General features: G+C 63.3%; 18 protein-coding genes. 4 read left to right on the forward strand and 14 right to left on the reverse strand.

Annotated features, from left to right (window positions below; genetic code table 11):
* Positions 1–55 precede the first annotated feature (55 nt).
* From N4T19_RS16680 to N4T19_RS16735, 12 genes are all read right to left on the reverse strand, one after another.
* Positions 56–1045, reverse strand: a complete 990-nt coding sequence (locus tag N4T19_RS16680; RefSeq protein WP_182344385.1) for a 2-hydroxyacid dehydrogenase — start codon at positions 1043–1045, stop codon at positions 56–58.
* A 23-nt stretch (positions 1046–1068) separates the two neighbouring features.
* On the reverse strand, positions 1069–2019 hold the full coding sequence (locus tag N4T19_RS16685; protein ID WP_182344387.1) for a sugar kinase: 951 nt from the start codon (positions 2017–2019) through the stop codon (positions 1069–1071).
* A 49-nt stretch (positions 2020–2068) separates the two neighbouring features.
* Complete coding sequence (locus N4T19_RS16690) at positions 2069–2881, reverse strand: sugar phosphate isomerase/epimerase family protein (protein WP_260718569.1); 813 nt, start codon at positions 2879–2881, stop codon at positions 2069–2071.
* Positions 2882–3032: 151 nt separating this feature from the next.
* On the reverse strand, positions 3033–3788 hold the full coding sequence (locus tag N4T19_RS16695; RefSeq protein WP_021027999.1) for an amino acid ABC transporter ATP-binding protein: 756 nt from the start codon (positions 3786–3788) through the stop codon (positions 3033–3035).
* 303 nt (positions 3789–4091) lie between these two features.
* On the reverse strand, positions 4092–4883 hold the full coding sequence (locus N4T19_RS16700; RefSeq protein WP_409935120.1) for a transporter substrate-binding domain-containing protein: 792 nt from the start codon (positions 4881–4883) through the stop codon (positions 4092–4094).
* Between the two features lie 184 nt (positions 4884–5067).
* The gene (locus N4T19_RS16705; protein ID WP_260718570.1) at positions 5068–5709 is read right to left on the reverse strand and encodes an amino acid ABC transporter permease; all 642 of its coding nucleotides are present in this window, start codon (positions 5707–5709) and stop codon (positions 5068–5070) included.
* 18 nt (positions 5710–5727) lie between these two features.
* The gene (locus N4T19_RS16710; protein ID WP_116925379.1) at positions 5728–6399 is read right to left on the reverse strand and encodes an amino acid ABC transporter permease; all 672 of its coding nucleotides are present in this window, start codon (positions 6397–6399) and stop codon (positions 5728–5730) included.
* A gap of 118 nt (positions 6400–6517) precedes the next feature.
* Positions 6518–7636 (reverse strand): LacI family DNA-binding transcriptional regulator, encoded by a 1119-nt coding sequence (locus N4T19_RS16715; protein WP_260718571.1) that lies wholly within the window; start codon positions 7634–7636, stop codon positions 6518–6520.
* A 291-nt stretch (positions 7637–7927) separates the two neighbouring features.
* On the reverse strand, positions 7928–8914 hold the full coding sequence (locus N4T19_RS16720; RefSeq protein ID WP_116925381.1) for a LysR family transcriptional regulator: 987 nt from the start codon (positions 8912–8914) through the stop codon (positions 7928–7930).
* A gap of 48 nt (positions 8915–8962) precedes the next feature.
* A complete protein-coding gene (locus tag N4T19_RS16725) occupies positions 8963–10126 on the reverse strand; it encodes an NADH:flavin oxidoreductase/NADH oxidase (RefSeq protein WP_260718572.1) in 1164 nt (387 codons plus the stop codon).
* Positions 10127–10469: 343 nt separating this feature from the next.
* Positions 10470–11576 (reverse strand): ImmA/IrrE family metallo-endopeptidase, encoded by a 1107-nt coding sequence (locus tag N4T19_RS16730; RefSeq protein ID WP_260718573.1) that lies wholly within the window; start codon positions 11574–11576, stop codon positions 10470–10472.
* Positions 11577–11590: 14 nt separating this feature from the next.
* Positions 11591–12271 carry a hypothetical protein gene (locus N4T19_RS16735; RefSeq protein WP_260718574.1) on the reverse strand — a complete coding sequence of 227 codons (681 nt, stop codon included), beginning with the start codon at positions 12269–12271 and terminating at the stop codon, positions 11591–11593.
* Positions 12272–12666: 395 nt separating this feature from the next.
* Here N4T19_RS16735 and N4T19_RS16740 point away from each other — a divergent pair, with 395 nt between their 5' ends.
* From N4T19_RS16740 to N4T19_RS16755, 4 genes are all read left to right on the forward strand, one after another.
* On the forward strand, positions 12667–13206 hold the full coding sequence (locus N4T19_RS16740; RefSeq protein ID WP_260718575.1) for a cysteine hydrolase family protein: 540 nt from the start codon (positions 12667–12669) through the stop codon (positions 13204–13206).
* A gap of 249 nt (positions 13207–13455) precedes the next feature.
* On the forward strand, positions 13456–14412 hold the full coding sequence (locus tag N4T19_RS16745) for a sulfurtransferase (protein WP_260718576.1): 957 nt from the start codon (positions 13456–13458) through the stop codon (positions 14410–14412).
* Positions 14413–14503: 91 nt separating this feature from the next.
* The gene (locus tag N4T19_RS16750) at positions 14504–15784 is read left to right on the forward strand and encodes a YeeE/YedE family protein (RefSeq protein ID WP_260718577.1); all 1281 of its coding nucleotides are present in this window, start codon (positions 14504–14506) and stop codon (positions 15782–15784) included.
* Positions 15785–15953: 169 nt separating this feature from the next.
* Positions 15954–16817 (forward strand): methylglyoxal synthase, encoded by an 864-nt coding sequence (locus tag N4T19_RS16755; protein WP_260718578.1) that lies wholly within the window; start codon positions 15954–15956, stop codon positions 16815–16817.
* A gap of 18 nt (positions 16818–16835) precedes the next feature.
* Here the strand turns inward: N4T19_RS16755 and N4T19_RS16760 are convergent, their stop codons facing one another.
* Complete coding sequence (locus N4T19_RS16760; protein ID WP_260718579.1) at positions 16836–17240, reverse strand: VOC family protein; 405 nt, start codon at positions 17238–17240, stop codon at positions 16836–16838.
* 149 nt (positions 17241–17389) lie between these two features.
* On the reverse strand, positions 17390–18997 hold the full coding sequence (locus N4T19_RS16765) for an alkaline phosphatase D family protein (RefSeq protein ID WP_260718580.1): 1608 nt from the start codon (positions 18995–18997) through the stop codon (positions 17390–17392).
* Positions 18998–19040: the final 43 nt, after the last annotated feature.

The following is a 19040-nucleotide window of genomic DNA, read 5'->3' on the forward strand; positions in this document are numbered from 1 at the left end:
GAATGCCGAGCGGCCATTATGCGGGCGCTCCTGCGCTTGGCCCGTCTCCCTCAGCTCAGGCCTGGCTCAGATCAAACCCGCCTGCAGGCTTCTCACCCGCCAGCACCTGCAGCAGGTTGCTGGTCGCCATCTCGGCCATCGCGTGGCGCGTCTCGTGCGTGGCCGATCCGATATGCGGCAGCGCCACCACCTTGGCATGGGTGCGCAGGGGCGATTCGACCGGCAGCGGTTCGGTGGCAAACACATCCAGGCCGGCTGCGCGGATCTGGTCGGTATCGAGCGCATGCAGCAAGGCGGCCTCATCGACGATCGCGCCGCGCGAGCCGTTGATGACGATGGCGCTGGGCTTCATCATCGCAAAGGCGTCAGCCCCCAGCAGGTGCTTGGTCTCGGGGGTCGATGGCACCACGGAGACGACAAAATCTGCCTCGCGCAGCAGCGCATCGCGCGCCACATAATGCACCTGGCCGGCCAGCGTGCCCAATTCGCTCTCGGGCACCACGCTGCGGTTGTTGTAGAGCACGCGCATGCCAAAGCCCAGCGCCGCGCGCCGGGCGAGCGCCATGCCGATGCGGCCCATGCCCAGAATGCCCAGCGTCTTGCCATGCACATCCCAGCCAAACAGCTCTTCGCCAATATTGCGCTGCCATTGGCCCGAGCGCACATACATCGCCAGCTCCGGAATGCGGCGGCTGGTGGCCATCAGCAGCGCAAAGATGGTGTCGGCCGTCGTCTCCGTCAGCACGCCAGGCGTGTGGCACAGCGCAATGCCGCGCTCGCGCAGCGATGCCAGCGGGTAGTTGTCCACCCCCACCGAGATGCTGGAGATCACCCGCAGCTGCGGTGCTTCATCGAGCAGCGCATCGGTGATCGGGTAGCTCGAGCCGATCAGTGCCTGGGCCTGGGGCAGCGCTGCAAAAAACGCATCGCGCTGCGCTGCGATGCGCGGGTTGGCCACGGTCACGTCATGCGCGGCTTGCAGGCGGGCCAGTTGGTCCTCGGGCAGTTCACGAAAAACCAAAATCTGGTGGCGGTTGCTGCTCATTGCTGCTCCTGGATGCGTTGAAATCAATAGCCGGCGGCGGTCAAAGCTTCGCGGGTCGGCAAGCCTTCGGAGTCGCCCAGCACCTGCACCTGCAGCGCGCCAATCCAGCAGCCGCGCTTGACGGCATCGGCCACCGAGCGGCCGTCGAGCAGGCCGCTGATAACGCCCACCGCAAACGCGTCGCCGGCGCCCACGGTGTCCACCACCTTCTCGACCGGGCAGCCGGCCACATAGCCGGTACCGGCCTGGGCGTCATCGTAGTAGGCACCTGCTTCGCCCAGCTTGACGACGACCAGGCTTGCGCCCTGGTCGCGGTAGAACCGGGCCACCGCTTCAGGCGTTTTGTGGCCGGTCAGCAGCTCGCCTTCGGCCAGGCCGGGGAAGACCCAGTCCGCGCCGGCAGCCAGCGCATTGATCTCGCGGCGCATCGTGGCCTCGTCCTGCCACAGGGTGGGGCGCAGGTTGGGGTCAAAGGAGATGGTGCTGCCCGCTGCGCGGGCGATTTGCAGCGTGCGCTGGGCAGTGGCCAGGCTGGTCTGCGAGATCGCGGCAAACACGCCGGTGGCGTGCAGGTGGCGGGCCGAGGCCAACCAGGGCTCATCGATGTCGGCCGGGGTCATCAGGCTGGCGGCCGAGCCCTTGCGGTGGTATTCCACCTGTGGGTCGCTGCCGTCATCGCTGCGTCCCTTGATCTGGAAGCCGGTCTTTTGCGCCGGGTCCAGCACCACATGCTCGCAGTGCACGCCTTCGCTCTTCATCTGGTTGATGAGGTAGCGCGCCATCGAATCGGCACCCAGGCGGCTGGCCCAGTGGGTGTTGAAGCCCAGGCGTGCCATGCCGGTGGCCACATTGATCTCGGCGCCTGCAATGCGCTTGGTAAAGAACTCGGCGTTCTCCAGCGGGCCGGCGCGGTCGGCAATCAGCAGCATCATCGCTTCGCCAAAGGTGGCGACATCAAAGGTCTTGGTGGTCATGGCCGTGTCTCTCTTGGGTGCTGGTAGCTGTTGGTTTGTTGGGAGCTGATCAGGAGGCCTTGGCCTGCAGTGCCGTGGCGTCGCGCAGCACGGCCAGCTCCTGCTGGGTGACGGCGACCAGGTCGTCGCCGATCAGCGGGTACTCGATGGCGCGGGGTGCATCGCTGGGCAGCGCGCGCAAAATGGCGCGCCAGGCCGCTGCCGATTCAGCCAGCGGCACGGCCACCCATTTGGCGGGCAGGCGTTGCACGCCCTTGGCATGCACATAGGCCACGCGGCTGCCAAACAGCTGGGCCGCTTGCAGCGCGCATTCGCCCAGGTAGTGCCAGTTGCCCATGTCAAAGGTCATCGGCAAGCTCAGGCCAGCGGCATCGGCAGCGGCAAAGAAGCGCTGCAGTGCCTGCACGGTGCCGGCGGCCGTGGTCTGGTCGTTCTCGATCAGCAAGGTGAGGCCCGCGCCATCGATGGCGCTCTTGAGCGCCGCAAAGCCCTGGGCCGAATGTGCGACCGATTGGCTGGCAAAGCCGCCGATCGACATCTTGAGCCAGGTGGCGCCCAAGGTATGGCTGGCGGCTATCGCGTGTTGCACGGCGGCGGTGTTCAGGCTGCCGTCCATCGCAAACAGCGGCTGGGGGCAGGAGTAGACCAGGTCCAGCTGGTGCGCGCGGCCATAGGCGGCCAGCGCGGGCAGTTCCTGGGCGGCATTCAGCAGCAGCTCTTCGCGCACTTCATAGCCGTTGGCGCCTGCGCGGTGCGAGAGCCGGGCAAAGTAGAGCTGGCCGTGGCGGCGCACTTCGGCATTGCCAAAGGAGGTGAGGGAGATCAGCGCGGGCGAGCCCGCGTTTTGCAAAGACAAGGCCATGGTTGTTATCTGTAGTGGCCGTTGGCGCCCGCCGGCCGGCGGGGCGCTAGCAGCGATCAAGGAAGTCGTGGTGCACAGTGTTCGGTTGCGGCATGGGCGTTGTACGGGCCCAGGGGCGTGGCGCTGGCGCGCCCCCCGCGCCGCCACACCATCAATGGTTGCTGAGAATCTGGCCCAGGAACTGCTGGGTCTTGGGGTGCTGCGGGTTGTCAAAGAACGCGGCCGGTGGGCCTTGCTCGATGATCTTGCCGTCGGCCATGAAGATCACGCGGTCGGCCACGCTGCGGGCAAAGCCCATTTCATGGGTCACGCAGAGCATGGTCATGCCGTCTTCAGCCAGGCCGATCATGGTGTCCAGCACTTCCTTGACCATCTCGGGGTCAAGCGCCGAGGTGGGCTCGTCAAACAGCATGATCTTGGGGGCCATGCACAGCGCGCGGGCAATCGCTACGCGCTGCTGCTGGCCGCCCGACAGCTGGCTGGGGTACTTGTCCGCCTGGTCCGGAATGCGCACCCGCGTCAGGTAGTGCATCGCGCGCTCCTGCGCCTCGGCCTTGCTCAGGCCGCGCGAGCGCATTGGCGCCAGCATGCAGTTCTCGACAATCGTCAGGTGCGGGAACAGGTTGAACTGCTGGAACACCATGCCCACTTCCTTGCGGATGGTGTCGATCGCCTTGCTGTCACCCGTCAGGTCCGTGCCGTCCACGGTGATCTGGCCCTTCTGGATGGCTTCGAGCCGGTTGATGCAGCGGATCATCGTCGACTTGCCCGAGCCCGAAGGCCCGCAGATGACGATACGCTCGCCGGCACGCACGTCGAGGTTGATATCGGTCAGCACCTGGAAGTTGCCATACCATTTCTCGACGCCTTGGAGGCGAATGATGGGTGCTTGCGAAGGGGTCGTCATAAAGCAGTCGTTTTTCAAGATGATTGCAACACTGGCATGCCCGAGCTAAGAGACAGCCAGCAAGGGCCGCCCCGCAGCGGTGCCGTCGTCCCCCTCTTAGGGAGGCTCTGCAAAACTCCCTGCCCTGGTCTGAACGCGGGCTCGGGCGATTCGCTGTGTTGTCTTCCTTGTCAATAGCTCGCTATTGACTGCAAAAGACGCCTTGCGTCTCATCCCGATCCGCGTCCATCCCATGGGGCGAGGGTCTTGCAGAGCCTCCCTGGGGGAAGGCTCGCAGCACCTCAGGGGGTAGCCCGTTCTGGGTTAGTCCAGTTTTGGCAGGTCAGCGCCCAACCACTTCTGGTACAGCTTGTTGAGCTCACCATTGGCGGTGTTCTTGGCGATAAAGGCGTTCACGGCTTCGGCCACTTCGTCCTGGCCTGGGCGCAGGGCCACGGCCATGTTCTGCTGCAGCAGCTGGAACTTGTTCTCGAACTGGCCAGCAGGTGCGCGCTTGGCGATCTGGGCCGCCACGGTCACCGAGCAGCCGATGGCATCGACCTGGCCCGACAGCAGCGCTTGCATGGCCGATGCGTCGTCGTCAAAGCGGCGGATCTGCGTGCCTTCTGGCGCAGCCTTGGTGACGGCCACGTCCTGGGTGGAGGCACGTGCCACGCCCACGCGCAGGCCCTTGAGGTTTTCCGGGCCCTTGATGGCGGTCTTGGTCGCGCCAAACAGCACGATCGATGCGGCCGAGTAAGGCTTGGAGAACAGCACCTGCTTGGCGCGCTCGGGCGTGATGGCCAGCGAGGCGATCAGCATGTCGACCTTGTTGGTCAGCAGGAAGGGGATGCGGTTGGGGCCGGTCACGGGCACGATCTCGGCGGTCACGCCCCATTCCTTGGCCAGCAGCTTGGCCACATCGGCGTCGTAGCCGTCAGGCTGGTTGCTGCCGTTCAGGATGCCGTAGGGCGGGAAGTCCACCAGCATGCCGATCGTAATCTTGCCCTTTTTCTTCAGATCGGCCAGCGACTGGGCCGATGCGGTCAGGGGCAACAGGGCGCTGGCAGCCAGGGCGGCAGCAGCGGAGGTGAAAGTGCGGCGGGAAATCTGCATGCTCATGTCTCCTAAGGGTTTAATAACGCAGCAAGAAGGGAAAAGGAATGAATACAGGCCTATCGTCAGAAGCACCCGCGTTGTTGCAGCAGGGCCCATCGGCGGGACGCCGAGCAAGGGCCGCCCCGCAGCAAGGGCGTCGTCCCCCCTGGGGGGAAGGCGCGTAAGCGACTCAGCGGGGTGTTCATCTGGCTTGGCGCTTCTCAAGGCGGCCCGCCCAGAGGGACAGCGGCCAGCACAGGATGAAGTAAACGGCACCGACGACACCGAACACCAGCATCGGCTGGAAGGTGGCGTTGTTGATGATCTGGCCGGCACGCGTGATCTCGGTAAAGCCGATGATGGCCGCCAGCGACGTGCCCTTGATGATCTGCACCAGGTAGCCCACGGTGGGGGCCACGGCAATCTTCATCGCCTGGGGCAGCACAACGGCGCGCATGCGCCAGAAGTAGGACAGCGACAAGGCCTCGGCCGCTTCCCACTGGCCGCGTGGCACCGCCTGGATACAGCCGCGCCAGATTTCGCCCAGGAACGCGCCGCTGTTCAAAATCAGCGCAGCAGCGGCTGCCACCCAGGGGTTGATCTCAAAGCCCAGAATGGGCGCGCCAAAGAACACCAGGAACAGCTGCAGCAGCAGTGGCGTGCCCTGAAAAATCTGGGTAAAGGCGGTGGCAATGCCGCGCGCCAGGCCGTTCTCGGAGGTGCGCGACAGCGCAATCACCAGGCCCACCAGGGCGCCGCCAATAAAGGCGATCAGGGACAGGGCCACGGTCCACTTGGTCGCTTCCACGATGAACCACAACTCGGGCCAACCAAAAGTACGCATATTTCTCTCCGAGGGGGCTTATCGGCGGTCTGGGTAGTTCAAGGCCATCTGGTAGATGAGCTTGAACAGCAGGTTGAAGGCCAGCGACAGCAGCAGGTAGATGGCGGCCACGACGATGTAGACCTCAAAGCTGCGGAAGGTCTCGGACTGGATGTTGGCGGCCACCGAGGTCAGGTCGTCGGCCGAGATCACAGACACCACGGCCGAGCTGAGCATCAGCAGGATGAACTGGCTGGTCAGCGCCGGGTAGATGGTCTTGAGCGCGGGCTTGAGGATCACAAAGCGGAAGATCTCCCAGCGCTTCAGATCCAGTGCCAGGCCCGCTTCGATCTGGCCCTTGGGGATGGACTCGATGCCGGCGCGGATGATCTCGGTCGCATAGGCGCCCAGGTTGACCACCATGGCCACCAGCGCGGCGGTTTGCGGCGACCAGCGCAGGCCGATGGCCGGCAGCGCAAAGAAGAAGAAAAACAACTGCACCAAAAAGGGCGTGTTGCGGATCAGCTCGATATAGGCATTGATGACAAAGCGCAGCGGCGCCGGGCCGGAGGTCTTGCCCCAGGCGCAGACGATAGCAACGGCCAGGCCGATGACCATGGCGAGAAAAGACAGCTGGATGGTCACCCAGGTGCCCTGCAATAGCTGCGGCCAGGCTGCCAGGACCTGGTCGAATTGGAACGTGTAGTTCATGGCGATGCGGCGCTTTTGAAACCGGTTTCAGTAGCGCCGCAGTTTAGCGCAAGGTTACGGAACGATTACTAGGGTTTGCCCTAGTTTGGTGCGTAACGCTGTTTTTAGTGGTTGTGAATCAATGGTTTGGAGATTTTGTCGAGCCGCGCACAATGATGGTGCCTGGTAACTCCACGGTGCGGGCGGGGCTTTGCAGGCCCTGGATGCGCTCGATGAGGCAGGTGGCTGCCGCCTGGCCCAGTGCATCGGTGGGCTGGGCCACGGTGCTCAGGCCCGGGCCCACCAGCGCGGCCCAGTCGGTCTCGTCCACGCCGATGATGCCCAGCTCGCGCCCGGGCACCCAGCCCAGCGCGTGCACGGCGGTGGCCACGCGCAGGCTGGCCACGGCATTGCCGGCCAGCACGGCGGGGTGGCGGCCCGTTTGCAGCGCCTGCTGTTGCCACTGCTGCAGGTGCTGCTGCAAGGCGCTGGCGTTGTGCGGTGTGCTCTCCCACACATTGCCCTGCATGCCGGCGGATTTGCCGCGCCGCGTGCCAGCCTGGCCTTGCAGGTAGCGGGCAAAGGCCTGCTGGCGCGCGGTGCGCGAGCTCACATCGGCAATCGGCTCGGTCACCAGCAGCACTTCGTCAAAGCCTTGCTGCTGCAGGTGGTCCATCGCGATCTGGACCACGCCGGGGTTGTCCACGGTCACAAAATCGGCGTCCATCCCTTCCTGGAAGCGATCCACCAGCACGATGGGCTTGCCGTGCAGTTGCGCGTCCTGCCAGAGCTGGGCGCTGGTGTCCACACGGTTGAGGATCATGCCGTCGAGCTGGTAGGCCGACAGCGCATGCATGGCATCGCGCTCGCGCCCGGCCTCATTGCCCAGGTTGAACAGCACCAGCAGGTAGCCAGCGGCCTGGCAGGCCTTTTCTGCGCCCTGCAGCACCGCCACCGAGAAGGGGTTGGTCACATCAGCCACGGCCAGGCCGATCAGGCGCGTGCGGCCATGCTTGAGCGCCTGCGCCATCGGGCTGGGCCGGTACTGCAGGCTGGCAATGGCCTCCTGCACGCGCTTGGCCATGTCGGGGGTGAGGATGTCGGTGCGGCCATTGAGGTAGCGCGACACCGTGGCCTTGGAGACCTGGGCCGCCAGCGCCACATCGGCAATCGTGGCCCGGGCCTTGGGGGCGGCAGGCTTGGCTGCGCCCGGTGGGCTGGGGCGCTGGGGAGTGGCAGGGGGCGCAGGCTTGGGCACGGGGCAGTCCAGGGTGGTCGTTACGGTAGCGATGGTAGCGCCGAACCGCACGCCTGCCGCATTGGCCGGCCTGCGGGCGGAGGGAGGCAGTCGCGCAGGTGCGACCCCGGGGGCCCGGTTGGCACCAGGCGTTTGCTGCAGTACAAAAGCGGCAGTTTTCCGATTCTCACCCTGTGGATAATTTTGTGCAATGTTCCCGTTGTTGCGTGAGAAACTCCCTGCAATCTCCCTCTAGAGAAGAAATGCACACCGGGAAGCCGGTTTCTGTGGATAAGTTAATTTCATAGCAACTTAGTCAAGTGCTGTGTGGGCGTTGAGGAGGCAGTCGATGAAGGCCTGCGCCACACGGCTCGGCGCAGGCGATAAGCGCCACATGGCCACGAATTGGCAGCGGTATTGGAAGCGTTCTGGCCGCACAGCCCGCATCAAACCTTGGTTTTCAAAACTGGCGGCATAGTGGTCCGGCAGAAAGCCCAAAAAACACCCGGACAAAATCAAGGTGGCAATCGACTCCTGGTCAAACCCGGTGGCCGCGCGCGGCAGGCGCACGCTGTGGCTCAGCTCCATATTGGGCGAGTGGTAGCCCAGGCCGGCAAAGGGGTAGCTGCGCAGCTGCTCCCAGTCCAGGTCTTCATGCGCCTGCTCCCACAGGTCATGGCCGGCAGCGCAGTACAGCTGCATGTTCTCGGCAAACAGATCGCGGTAGACCAGGCTGGCCGAGCTGCGGTGCGCCGGGATGATGCCCACATGAAAGCGCCCATCCATCAGGCCGCGCTCAATGGCGTTGATCGAGCTGACATGCAACTGCAGGTTCACATCCGGCGCCTGGCCGTGGAACTGCGCAATCGCGCGGTGGATCTGGGCCTGCGGGTTGCTCACCGTCTTGTCGAAGATGGCGATCTCCAGATTGCCGCCCATGCGGGCATGGATATCGTCAATGCGGCTGCGGAACAGATCGACGCCGCCCAGCAGCTGCAAGGTGGCCTCGTAGACCTGGTGGCCCTCCGGCGTCAGCGCAAAGCCCGCGCGCCCGCGCCGGCAAAGCACCATGCCCAGGCGGGTCTCCAGGTCCTTCATGTGGCGGCTCAGGGTCGACGTGCCAATGTTGAGCTCCAGCTCAGCGGCCGACATGCCCCCGCATTCCACCACGCTCTTGAAGACCTGCAGCAGCCGCAAATCCATATCGCTGAGCTGGCCCAGCACCGCGCGGGCACGGCGGGCTGCAGCTGGGGGGTGGGGCGGGGAGGCAAACACGGGAGGGCGGGCAGGCATCCGCATAGCTTAGCGGCTTTGGGCGCTGCCGCCCTCAGTGTTTACAGAACGTGTTTAGCGCACGCCTACGGCTGCGCCACGGAAGAGTTTGCTGTACTCCCGCGGCTGGCTGCGCCAGTACTGGCGTGGTGCATCCACCTGCGCTCCCAGGCTGGCGGCCGCATGCCAGGGCCAGCGCGGGTCGTACAAGGCAGCGCGGCCAATGGCGACCGCATCGGCCTGGCTCGAGGCCACAATGTGCTCGGCCTGCGCAGGCTCGGTCACCAAACCGACGGCAATCGTGGTCAGGCCCGTAGCCTGTTTGATGGCCTCGGCAAAGCCCACCTGGTAGCCAGGCTGCACGGGGATCTGCTGGGCGGTAGACAGCCCCCCCGAGGACACATGGATGGCGCTGCAACCCAGCGCTTTCAGCCCCTGGGCCAGCGCGATCGAGCCATCGATATCCCAGCCGCCCGGTGCCCAATCCGATGCCGAGATACGCACCCACACCGGTTTGGCCGCAGGCACAGCCGCGCGCACAGCGGCAAACACCTCCAGCGGGTAGCGCAGGCGGTTCTCCAGGCTGCCGCCATAGGCATCGCTGCGGGTGTTCGATAGCGGCGAGAGGAACTCATGCAGCAAATAGCCATGGGCCATGTGGATCTCGATGCCATCGATGCCCAGCGCATCGGCCGCCTTGGCTGCTGCCACAAACGCATCCTTCACCTCTGCCAGCTCGGCGGGGGTCATCTCGGCCGGCGGCACCTCGCCCGCCGCATGGGCAATCGCCGAAGGCGCCTGCGCCACCCAGCCCCGGGGCGCATCAGGCGCAATCTGCGCAGCACCTTCCCAAGGCAGATGGCTGGAGGCCTTGCGGCCCGCATGGGCCAGCTGGATAGCGACCGGAATCGCCGAGAGCTTGCGCAGCGACCCCATCAGCCGCCCCAGCGCCTGTTGGTTGTCAGCGGAATAAATGCCCAGATCCGCATCGGTAATACGCCCCACCGCCGACACCGCCGTGGCCTCCAGCACCAGCATGCCCGCGCCCGATACCGCCAGGCTGCCGTAGTGCATCAAATGCCAGTCATTGGCATTGCCCTCTTGCGCCGAGTACTGGCACATCGGGGCGATGACGATGCGGTTGGGGAGGGTGAGCTGGGACAGGGTGAGGGGCTGGAACAGCTGCGAGGGGGTGGTGGTGCTGGCGGGGGTGAGCGACGGGTCGGTGGTTCTTTGCATGGGTGGGTGTCCGGTTCGTTGTGCGCTGTGGAGACGGGCTATCGCTGCGACAGGGGGGAGCACTGTGGGTTCATCGACAGGTTGCTTGAGCCTCCGTACAGCGTAGCCCTATATTCCGATTTAGATGCTGTAAGGGATAGCAACTAGTTGACCTGTGGGGGACATAGGTAGGGCAACACCAACTTTATGTCCACTATCCGAGACCAGCGTTTTAAGGTTGAAATGACATGGGATCCTGCGAATTGGTCATGTCAGCTACCGCGTCTTTTGCCCACTGGTCTGTAAAGTGGTTGATGATAAGCATTTTATCTATCCCAGCCCTTGAATCAGAACTATTAGCTTATTACACTAACCTCAGTTTAGGAGGGGTCTTATTTACTGGCTCAGCTGTTGATTCTCCTTTGACAACAGATAGTTGCGTTAGTCGGAAAGTGAGTGCATTAATTTCGTCAATGCTCAAGCTTAAACTCTGTGCAATATCCCGCCAACCTTGTTTGTACAATTGCAGATAGTCCTGAACCTTGGAGAGTAATTGAGACTTTTCACGCTCCATCTCTTCTGGTTCTTGGGTTCGATAGCCTTTTTTAGCCATTTCAATACATAGGGTGCGATAGTTCCATTCGGTAATGAGACCGAGTGAATGGAAGCGGTAAGCCATAGCGACCAGTGATACACCCCAATAATGCTTGAGCTTCATAAGGTAGTTGATGGTGTATGCAGGAGGTTGGTTGGCCACGACGCTTTCCTTCGGCATTAGAAAGGCGGAGGCAAAAGCATTTGCTTGCTTCTCAATTTCCGGATCAGGGGCCTTGCCGTGCTGCATGGAGTAGACGTCGCGCACCAGATGACCCAGTTCATGGGCTGCATCAAAGCGGCTGCGCTCAGCGGATTTCAACGTGTTGAGAAAAACAAAGGGTTTGCCGTTGTGCCATGTGCAAAAAGCATCAACCTCTCGGGCTTCTTCTGTCAGAGAAAAGATGCGGATGCCATTGGATTCCAGCAGGTGAATCATGTTTGGTATCGGTGCACTGCCCAATCCCCAAATTCGGCGTAGGGCTGCGGCGGCCTCTTCTGGCCCAAGATCGCTGAGATCAGGCAAGTCTGCTTGCGGCAAATTGAAGCGTTCTTCAATCCAGTCATTCACCTTGAAGGCTATAGAGGCCACGCTGAATGCGCATTTCTTCATAGCATCAGACATTTTTGAGAGCGCACGAAAGCTAACTGCGTGCTCTTGCAGCTCTGGCATGTCTTCATCAATATAAAAAAACTGCTGAGGAAAATTCAGCAGTTTTGCGACTTGGCCCAAGGTTTCTAAGTCAGGGGCAGGCGTTCCCGCTTCGTAGTTTTGTACGGTGCGGCTAGTAACGCCCAGCTCCTTTGCTAACTGCGCTTTGGTATAGCGCCGTCGAACCCGGGCAAATGTGATTTGCTTGGGGTTGATTTCTGACATGGTTTCTTACTCAATTAAGTACCGGTTTTAGGCTTGACGTCAACCGTAGCGGGGGCGTTGGGTACGTCCTCACGGATGGTGAAGTCTGTTGGACTGTTAGGGATGCTGCCCAGAATTAGGCGTTCACCCCAGCCAGTGATTTTCTTTTTACTGAAGTCCGTTGGAAGTGAAAGTTCGTATCGAACTTCTTTCAAATTCTTATCGTAGTGATAGAGCAGTGCCCAGACTTGCGTACCTTGTTGTTCTTGGGCTTGGTTGAAAAGCACCTGCTGACGATTGGCGCTGACATAGTTTTCAGCAACCGCACCTTTATCTGCGGCGGTACTAGGATCTTCCAGTCCTTGTCTGCCAGTTTCAGCATTGCCTGTCATCACTACGATTGAAATGCTGCGATCTGGTGCAATGGCAAAGGGGCAGTTTCTCTGGTCATGAGGATTCCACCGCTTTTCAAGCAGTAAATTGCGAAGCTCCTCTAGTGTGTCAAACCATTGCTTTCCGCCTGCAGCGGTCGGTGCAGATGCTTTGGTGGTGTCATTGCGAGCACCAAGACCCTTAAGAATTGCCCTAGCCAAGAGTTCTGGCGTAAGGTCAGGGTGAAGCTGCAGGAGCCGTGCACGCACCTCTTCGGGATCGACAACAGTCTTGGCAAGCTGGTTGAAGGGATCGGGGGCTAATTGGAAATCAGAATTCGACACTTTGACTCCTGCATGAATTTCCGCAAATCATACCTCATGTTGAGTATTGAAAAGCGGAAAATTTCAATCCATCGAATTGGTATGAGTGATGGATCTGAACTAGCCAATGTAGCGATTCCATAGTCTTAAGCTAACAATGTCCTGACCCTCAGGTTGCGTGGTTCATTTAGCGGCCGACTTGGGTAGACAGAGTTGAGGGACAGCACAAAAGGGGTGCGAAAACTCGCCGAACCTCTTCCTGCGGAAATTGGGTCAACCGAGTCACAAACATTGATGACTGATTACAGCCAACCTGCGGAAAATTCATAACTTAGAACTTGATGGAACTGCCATATTGACTGCACATGTCTCACCCTAGAATCCAGACCTGTCGACCCACCACAGCAACCCCTCCCATGCCAGCCCTCCTCCTCATCGACATCCAACAATCCCTCTGCACCGGCCCCAACGCCGCCTGGGATTGCCCCAGCCTGATCGCCCGCATCAACCAGGTCACCACCGCAGCACGCCAAGCCAATACACCCATCATCTGGGTGCGCCACGCCGAGCCTGGCCTGGAAGCGGGTACGCCCGGATGGCAACTGGCCGAGGGCCTGCAGGTGGAGAGCAGCGACCTGACCCTGGACAAAACCACCGGCGATGCGTTCTGGAAAACCGACCTATTGCCCATGCTGCAAAACCTGGGCGTGCAGGAGCTGGTGATTGGCGGCATGCACACGGAGTACTGCGTGGATGTGACCACGCGCGCAGCGCTGCGCCATGGCTACCCGGTGGTGCTGCTGGAGGATGCGCACACCACTTGCGGCAATGCCGCCGTCACGCCGCAGCAGGTGATTGCGCACCACAACATCACCCTCAGCAGCACCAGCAGCTTTGGCCCGCGTGCGCGGCTGCAGACGGCGCAGCAGTGGGCGGACTCGGTCAGCCAGGCTTGAGAAACCCGGCTTGGCTGGGGTTAGCCCAAGGCGCTAGGAAGGCGTTCTAGCTCCCAAAGTCGAAGCAGCCCAGCGCAGTGCACGCTAGCGCTGCACCCTTTTCGTTCATGCCTGGCCCCTGTCAAGCGCGCAGATCACATATGCATCTGCGCATTCCTCAGTTGGAGTAGCTGCTTGCAACCGGCACAGTGCAAGCAGGCCCTGCCGTGATGGCAGCCTTTTCTCCCATGACCTGAAGGACGACACAGCATGACTATCCGCACAGCAGCGCCTTGGCGCGTTTTGATTGCCGGCACCATCGCGGCGACCGTTTGGGGCGCGAGCCCTGCCTTTGCCAACACGCCGCAGGCGGTGCCTGCGGGCGCGCTGGTCAGCACCGAATGGCTGGCGGCCAACCTGCAGCGGCCCGATGTGCGGGTGATCGAGGTCAGCGTGAACCCGGGGCTGTATGAGCGGGCGCATATTCCGGGCGCGGTCAACTTCTCCTGGCACAACGACCTCAATGACAAGGTGCGCCGCGACATTGTCAGCAAGGAGGCGTTCGAGCAATTGCTGTCCAAGGGCGGCGTGGGCGACAACACCACCGTGGTGCTGTACGGCGACACCAACAACTGGTTTGCGGCCTGGGGCGCCTGGGTGTTTGATGTGTATGGCGTCAAGAACGTCAAGCTGCTCGATGGTGGCCGCAAGAAGTGGGAGGCGGAGAACCGTGCGCTGAACAACCGCGCGCCCGACTACGCCGCCACCACCTACCGCGTGGGCCAGGTCAACACCGATTTGCGGGCCCGCCTGGGCGATGCGCTGGCGGCGGTGGAGGGCAAGGGCGCTACGCAGCTGGTGGATATCCGCTCGGCCGACGAATACCAGGGCAAGGTGTTTGCACCGGCCGGAGTGCCCGAGCTGGCCGTGCGTGCCGGCCATATCCCGGGTGCGGTGAATGTGCCCTGGGGCAAGGCGGTCAATGAAGACGGCACCTTCAAATCGCGGGCCGATCTGCAAAAGCTCTATGCCGATGCCGGCATCGACGGCAGCAAGCCCATCATCACCTACTGCCGCATTGGCGAGCGCAGCAGCCACACCTGGTTTGCGCTCAGCAAGATCCTGGGCTACCAGGTGAAGAACTATGACGGCTCCTGGACCGAATACGGCAACAGCGTCGGTGTGCCGATCAACAACCCGGCCGGCACGATCTGGGCAGCCAAGTAAGCCGATTCTTTGGTGTATTGAATGTCTCCGCATGGGCTCGGTCCTGTGTTCACTGCCCGCCTAGCGCGGGCATTTTTTTGGATGGAATGCGATGACTGATTCCAGTGGGAGTTTGGGAGGTGCGGGCACTGCTGCCGGGCAGCGCGCGGCCGGGGCTGCCAGCGCTGCGAGCGCCTATTGGCAGCCGGTGGCAGCCGTGGTGCTGCTGCTGGCGCTGTGGCCATTGCAGCAGGCACTGCTGCAGCGCGATGGCGGGCGCACCCTGGTGTTTGCGTTGGCGATTGGGCTGGCGCTGGGGGTGGTGCTGCAGCGCTCGCGCTTTTGCCTTTACTGCCATGCGCGCGATTGGCTGCAGCGCGATGACCCGCGCGGGATTTTGGCGATCATTCTGGCGCTGGCCGTGGGCGTGGTGGGCATGACCGTGGTGCAAAGCAGCTGGGTGCCCAACCCGCAGGCGGGGCAGTTGCCGCCGGATATGCACATTGGCCCGGTGAGCTGGGTGCTGGTGCTGGCGGGCCTGGCCTTTGGGGCGGGCATGCTGGTGTCGGGCTCCTGCATCAGCGCGCACTGGTACCGGCTGGCGGAGGGATCGGCCGCATCGCCATTTGCGCTGCTGGGCACGGCGCTGGGCTTTGCCTTGGGCTTCCAGACATGGAACCCGCTCTACAGCCTGGCGGTGGCCGATGCGCCCGTTGTCTGGCTGCCGCAGCACCTGGGCTATGGCGGCGCGCTGCTGCTGCAGCTGGGCGTGCTGGCGGCTTGGGCCGCCTGGGTGTGGCAGCGCCATGTGCAGCAGCGCCAGCGCAGTTTGCCGTTGCCTGCAGTACCCGCAACGGCTGCGCCGCGCAGCCTGCCCGCGCTATGGCGCAGCCTGTGGCAAGGGCGCTGGAACTATGCCTTGGGCGGCCTGCTGGTGGGCTTGATCGCCACCGCCGCGATTGTGCGCATGCGGCCTTTGGGCGTGACGGCTCTGATCGGTAGCCAGGTGCGGGGCGCGCTGCAAGGCCAGGGCTGGGTGCCTGAGCGGCTCAATGGCCTCGATGGCTTTGCCGGCTGCGCCACCTTGCCGGCAGCCACCTGGGCCACGCCCAATGCGCTGGTGCTGCTGGGCTTGCTGGCCGGCGCGTTTATCGCCGCCTTTGCCAGCGGCCAGTTCCGTCCGCGCCTGCCCACCGGGCGTGATGCCGGCCGGGGTTTGCTCGGCGGCGTGCTGCTGGGCTGGGGCGCGATGACCGGCATTGGCTGCACCGTGGGCACCTTGTTGTCGGGCGGCATGGCGGGTGCGCTGAGCGGCTGGGTGTTTGGTGCGGCCATGCTGCTGGTGCTGTGGCTGGGGTTCCGGTGGCAGACCTGGTGGGCGAGCCGGGCTTGATGGGGCAGGGTGCTCATGCTGGGTTGAGGGCAGTTGCTTGGCTGTGATCCGGTGGCTTGATGCTATGGATTTGGTAGTGCATTGAGCCCCTGCGCCAGTCGGCTGTCACACCCAAACTGTGGTTTTGGCGCTATATTTCCAGTCGCTTGCCACACCCACGGGATCGACCATGCTTTTAGGCCTTGCCGCCAACCGTTTGCACCACCAGAACGAGGATGCTGCGCTGTTCAGCTTTTTGCGCGCCTGCGAGCAGGGCATTCGGGAGCTGAATATCGGGTTCCATGCGGTGGGCCGCACCTATGACGCGATTGCAGCGGCAGAAATGCTCAAAGGCTACAAGGGCATGGTGCGCTACCCCTATGGGCGCGAAGGCGGGCTGATGAAGCTGGTGGCCGAGGTCGTGGGCATGCCCGGTGACAACCGCGTGCTCGATGGCGCGATCTACCTGATTGACCCGGTGGACCCGTCGTCGATCTTCCCCGAAGCACTGGCCTTGAAGCGCCAGTGCGTGATCCATGGGAAGCCCTTTATCTCAACAGCCGCCAGCGCACGCGACTGGGTGGAGATGGAACGCATCCATGCCCGGCTCGCGCCCGACCGCCATGCCGACCGCCTGCACGACTATGGCAACCAGACCCTGGCGCTGATCGCCCACGATGCGATGAAGCCGGCGATGCTGGATTTTTGCGAGCGCAATTTTGCGCTGCTCTCGCGCTACCGCCGCCGCGTGGGCACCGGCACCACCGGCCAAAAGCTCAACGAGCTGGCCTGGAGCAAGGGCTGGCCGGCGGACAAGCCCTGGGTGGACCGCTTCAACAGCGGCCCGCTGGGAGGTGACGCACAAATTGCCGACCTGGTGCTGGAGCGCCGCTGCCAGCGCGCGATCTTCTTTGAAGACCCGCATGTGGCCCGCCAGCATGAGGCCGATATCCAGCTGCTGGAGCGGGCGGTGACGACCGTCACCCAAGAGGTGGTGTGCATGACCTCGCCAGCGGTGGCCCAGCGTTGGTGCGATGCGGCGGTCAAACGCTAAGCCCTACCTCGTCAGAAATCAGCCTGCCTGCACCTCGTTGGCCACCTCGATCAGGTTCTCATCGGGGTCGTAGAAATACAGCGATTGCAGCGGGGACTGCGCACCCGTCGCCCGCACCGGCCCCTGCACGATGGCGACCTGCTCGCGCTGCAGGTGGGCGATGACCTCGGCCAAGGGCATGCGGGTTAGAAAGCAGATATCGGCAGAGCCAGGGGTTGCATGTTTGACGTTCGGGTCGACGACATGGCCGACCTCATGCAGGTTGATTTTTTGCCGGCCAAAGTGCAGTGCATAACGGCCGGGCTTGAACTCCTGGGCCTCCATGCCCAGCACCCGCTCGTAAAAGGCAATGCTGCGCGGGATGCTGTGCACGGTGAGCACCAGGTGGTCCAGGGCATCGACCAGAGAGGTGGTGGTAGGCATAGGGCTTGCTCCAAAGGTGGATTCCAGGGGGCAGTATGCGCCCAAGCTGGGCGGTGCTCTGTGCTGCGCGTTGCAAGCGGTGCCCATGTCAAAAAGCCGCAGCGCCCCATGGCGTCTGCGGCTGACCGTTATGGGGCGCGGCCCGTGGCTCAGGCCTGCTGGGGCGCCAGCGTCTTGGTGTAGAGCGCGGCGCCGTTGAGGTCCTTGAGCACCACGGTCAGCGCGCGGCTTTGGTGGTCGATATCGAGCTGGCCAAAGAACTGGTAGCCCTCGCTGGGGGCGGAGTTGGCCTTGGGTGGCGCCTTGTGAAAGACGACATCAAGGCCAAAGGTCTGGTCGGCCTCATTGGGGCCAAAGCCGCCGGCATTGAGGGGGCCGGAGACAAATTCCCAGAACGGTGCGAAATCCTTGAACTGCGCGCGCTCGGGGCTGTAGTGGTGGGCGGCGGTGTAGTGCACATCGGCGGTGAGCCACACCACGTTGTGGATGCCCGCGTCCTTGATGCCCGTCAACAGGCGCGCCATGTCCAGCTCGCGCCCCTTGGGCACGCCGTGCTCGCCATTGGCAATGGCCTCCCACTGGTCGCGGCCTTGGGCGTCCTTGCCGTCGGGCACAAACAGGCCGATGGGCATGTCGGCGGCAATCAGCTTCCAGGTGGCGGTGCTGGCCTTGAGGCCCGCCAGCAGCCAGTCGAGCTGGGGGCGGCCGAGGAAGTCGGTCTCGGCGCTTTCGGCGGCCTGCAGGTTGTGGCTGTTGGGGCCACGGTAGCTGCGCATATCCAGCACAAAGATATCGGCCAGCGGGCCTTGGGGCAGGTGGCGGTAGACGCGCTGCTGCTCGGCCGCGCCAAAGGGGCGCATGGGCGCGTATTCCATAAAGGCGCGGCGGCCCCGGGCCGTGAGCAGCTGCACATTCTTTTCGGTATAGCGCTTGTCGTTGGCCACGCTCTTGCTGTCCGAGTAGTTGTTGGTCACCTCATGGTCGTCCCACTGCCAGATCTGTGCGACTTCGCTGCCCAGCGCGCGCACGTTGCGGTCCATCAGGTTGTAGCGGTAGCGGCCCCGGTACTCGTCCAGCGTCTCGGCCACCTTGGCGACCTGGGGCGTGACCAGGTTCTTCCAGGTGCTGCCATCGGGCAGCGCGACGGTCTCGGCGATGGGGCCATCGGCATAGATGGTGTCGCCGCTGTGCAAAAACACATCGGGGTTGGCTTTGCGCATCTCGTCATAGATGCGCATGCCGCCGATGTCCTCGTTGATGCCAAAGCCCTGGCCGACGGTGTCGCCGCTCCACACCAGGCGAAAAGGGCGGGTGGCAGGGCCCTGGCTGGCCAGCGGGGTGCGAAAGTGCCCCAGCACCGCCGGGCTGCGGGTGTTGCTGCTGGCCAGGTCATCGAGCAGCACGCGGTAGAAGATGTCCTGCCCGGCGGGCAGGCCCTGCAGATCGACGCGGCCGGTGCCATCGGTATCGGGCAGCAGATCGGGCCCGCGCACCAGCGTGCTTTGGGCAAAGTGGCTGGTGGTGGACCATTCCACGCGCATGCGCGCCTCGCGGCTGGCCCGCGCCCAGACGATGGCGCTGTGGGCCAGCACATCACCGCTTTGCAGGCCCGACAGCAGCATCGGCCGCGCGGCATCCTGGGTGATGGCCGCGGGGGCCGTTTGCGCGCGCAGGATGCCGGGCAGCAGGCCCGTGCCGGCAATGGCGCTGGAAGAGAGCAGAAAGCGGCGGCGGGCGGAAGGGTCGTGGGAAGTCATGGTGGCGGTACCGGTGGCAGCAAAAAACGCCACGATAGCCAGG

Source organism: Comamonas squillarum (assembly GCF_025309455.1).
GTDB classification, from domain to species: domain Bacteria; phylum Pseudomonadota; class Gammaproteobacteria; order Burkholderiales; family Burkholderiaceae_C; genus Comamonas; species Comamonas squillarum.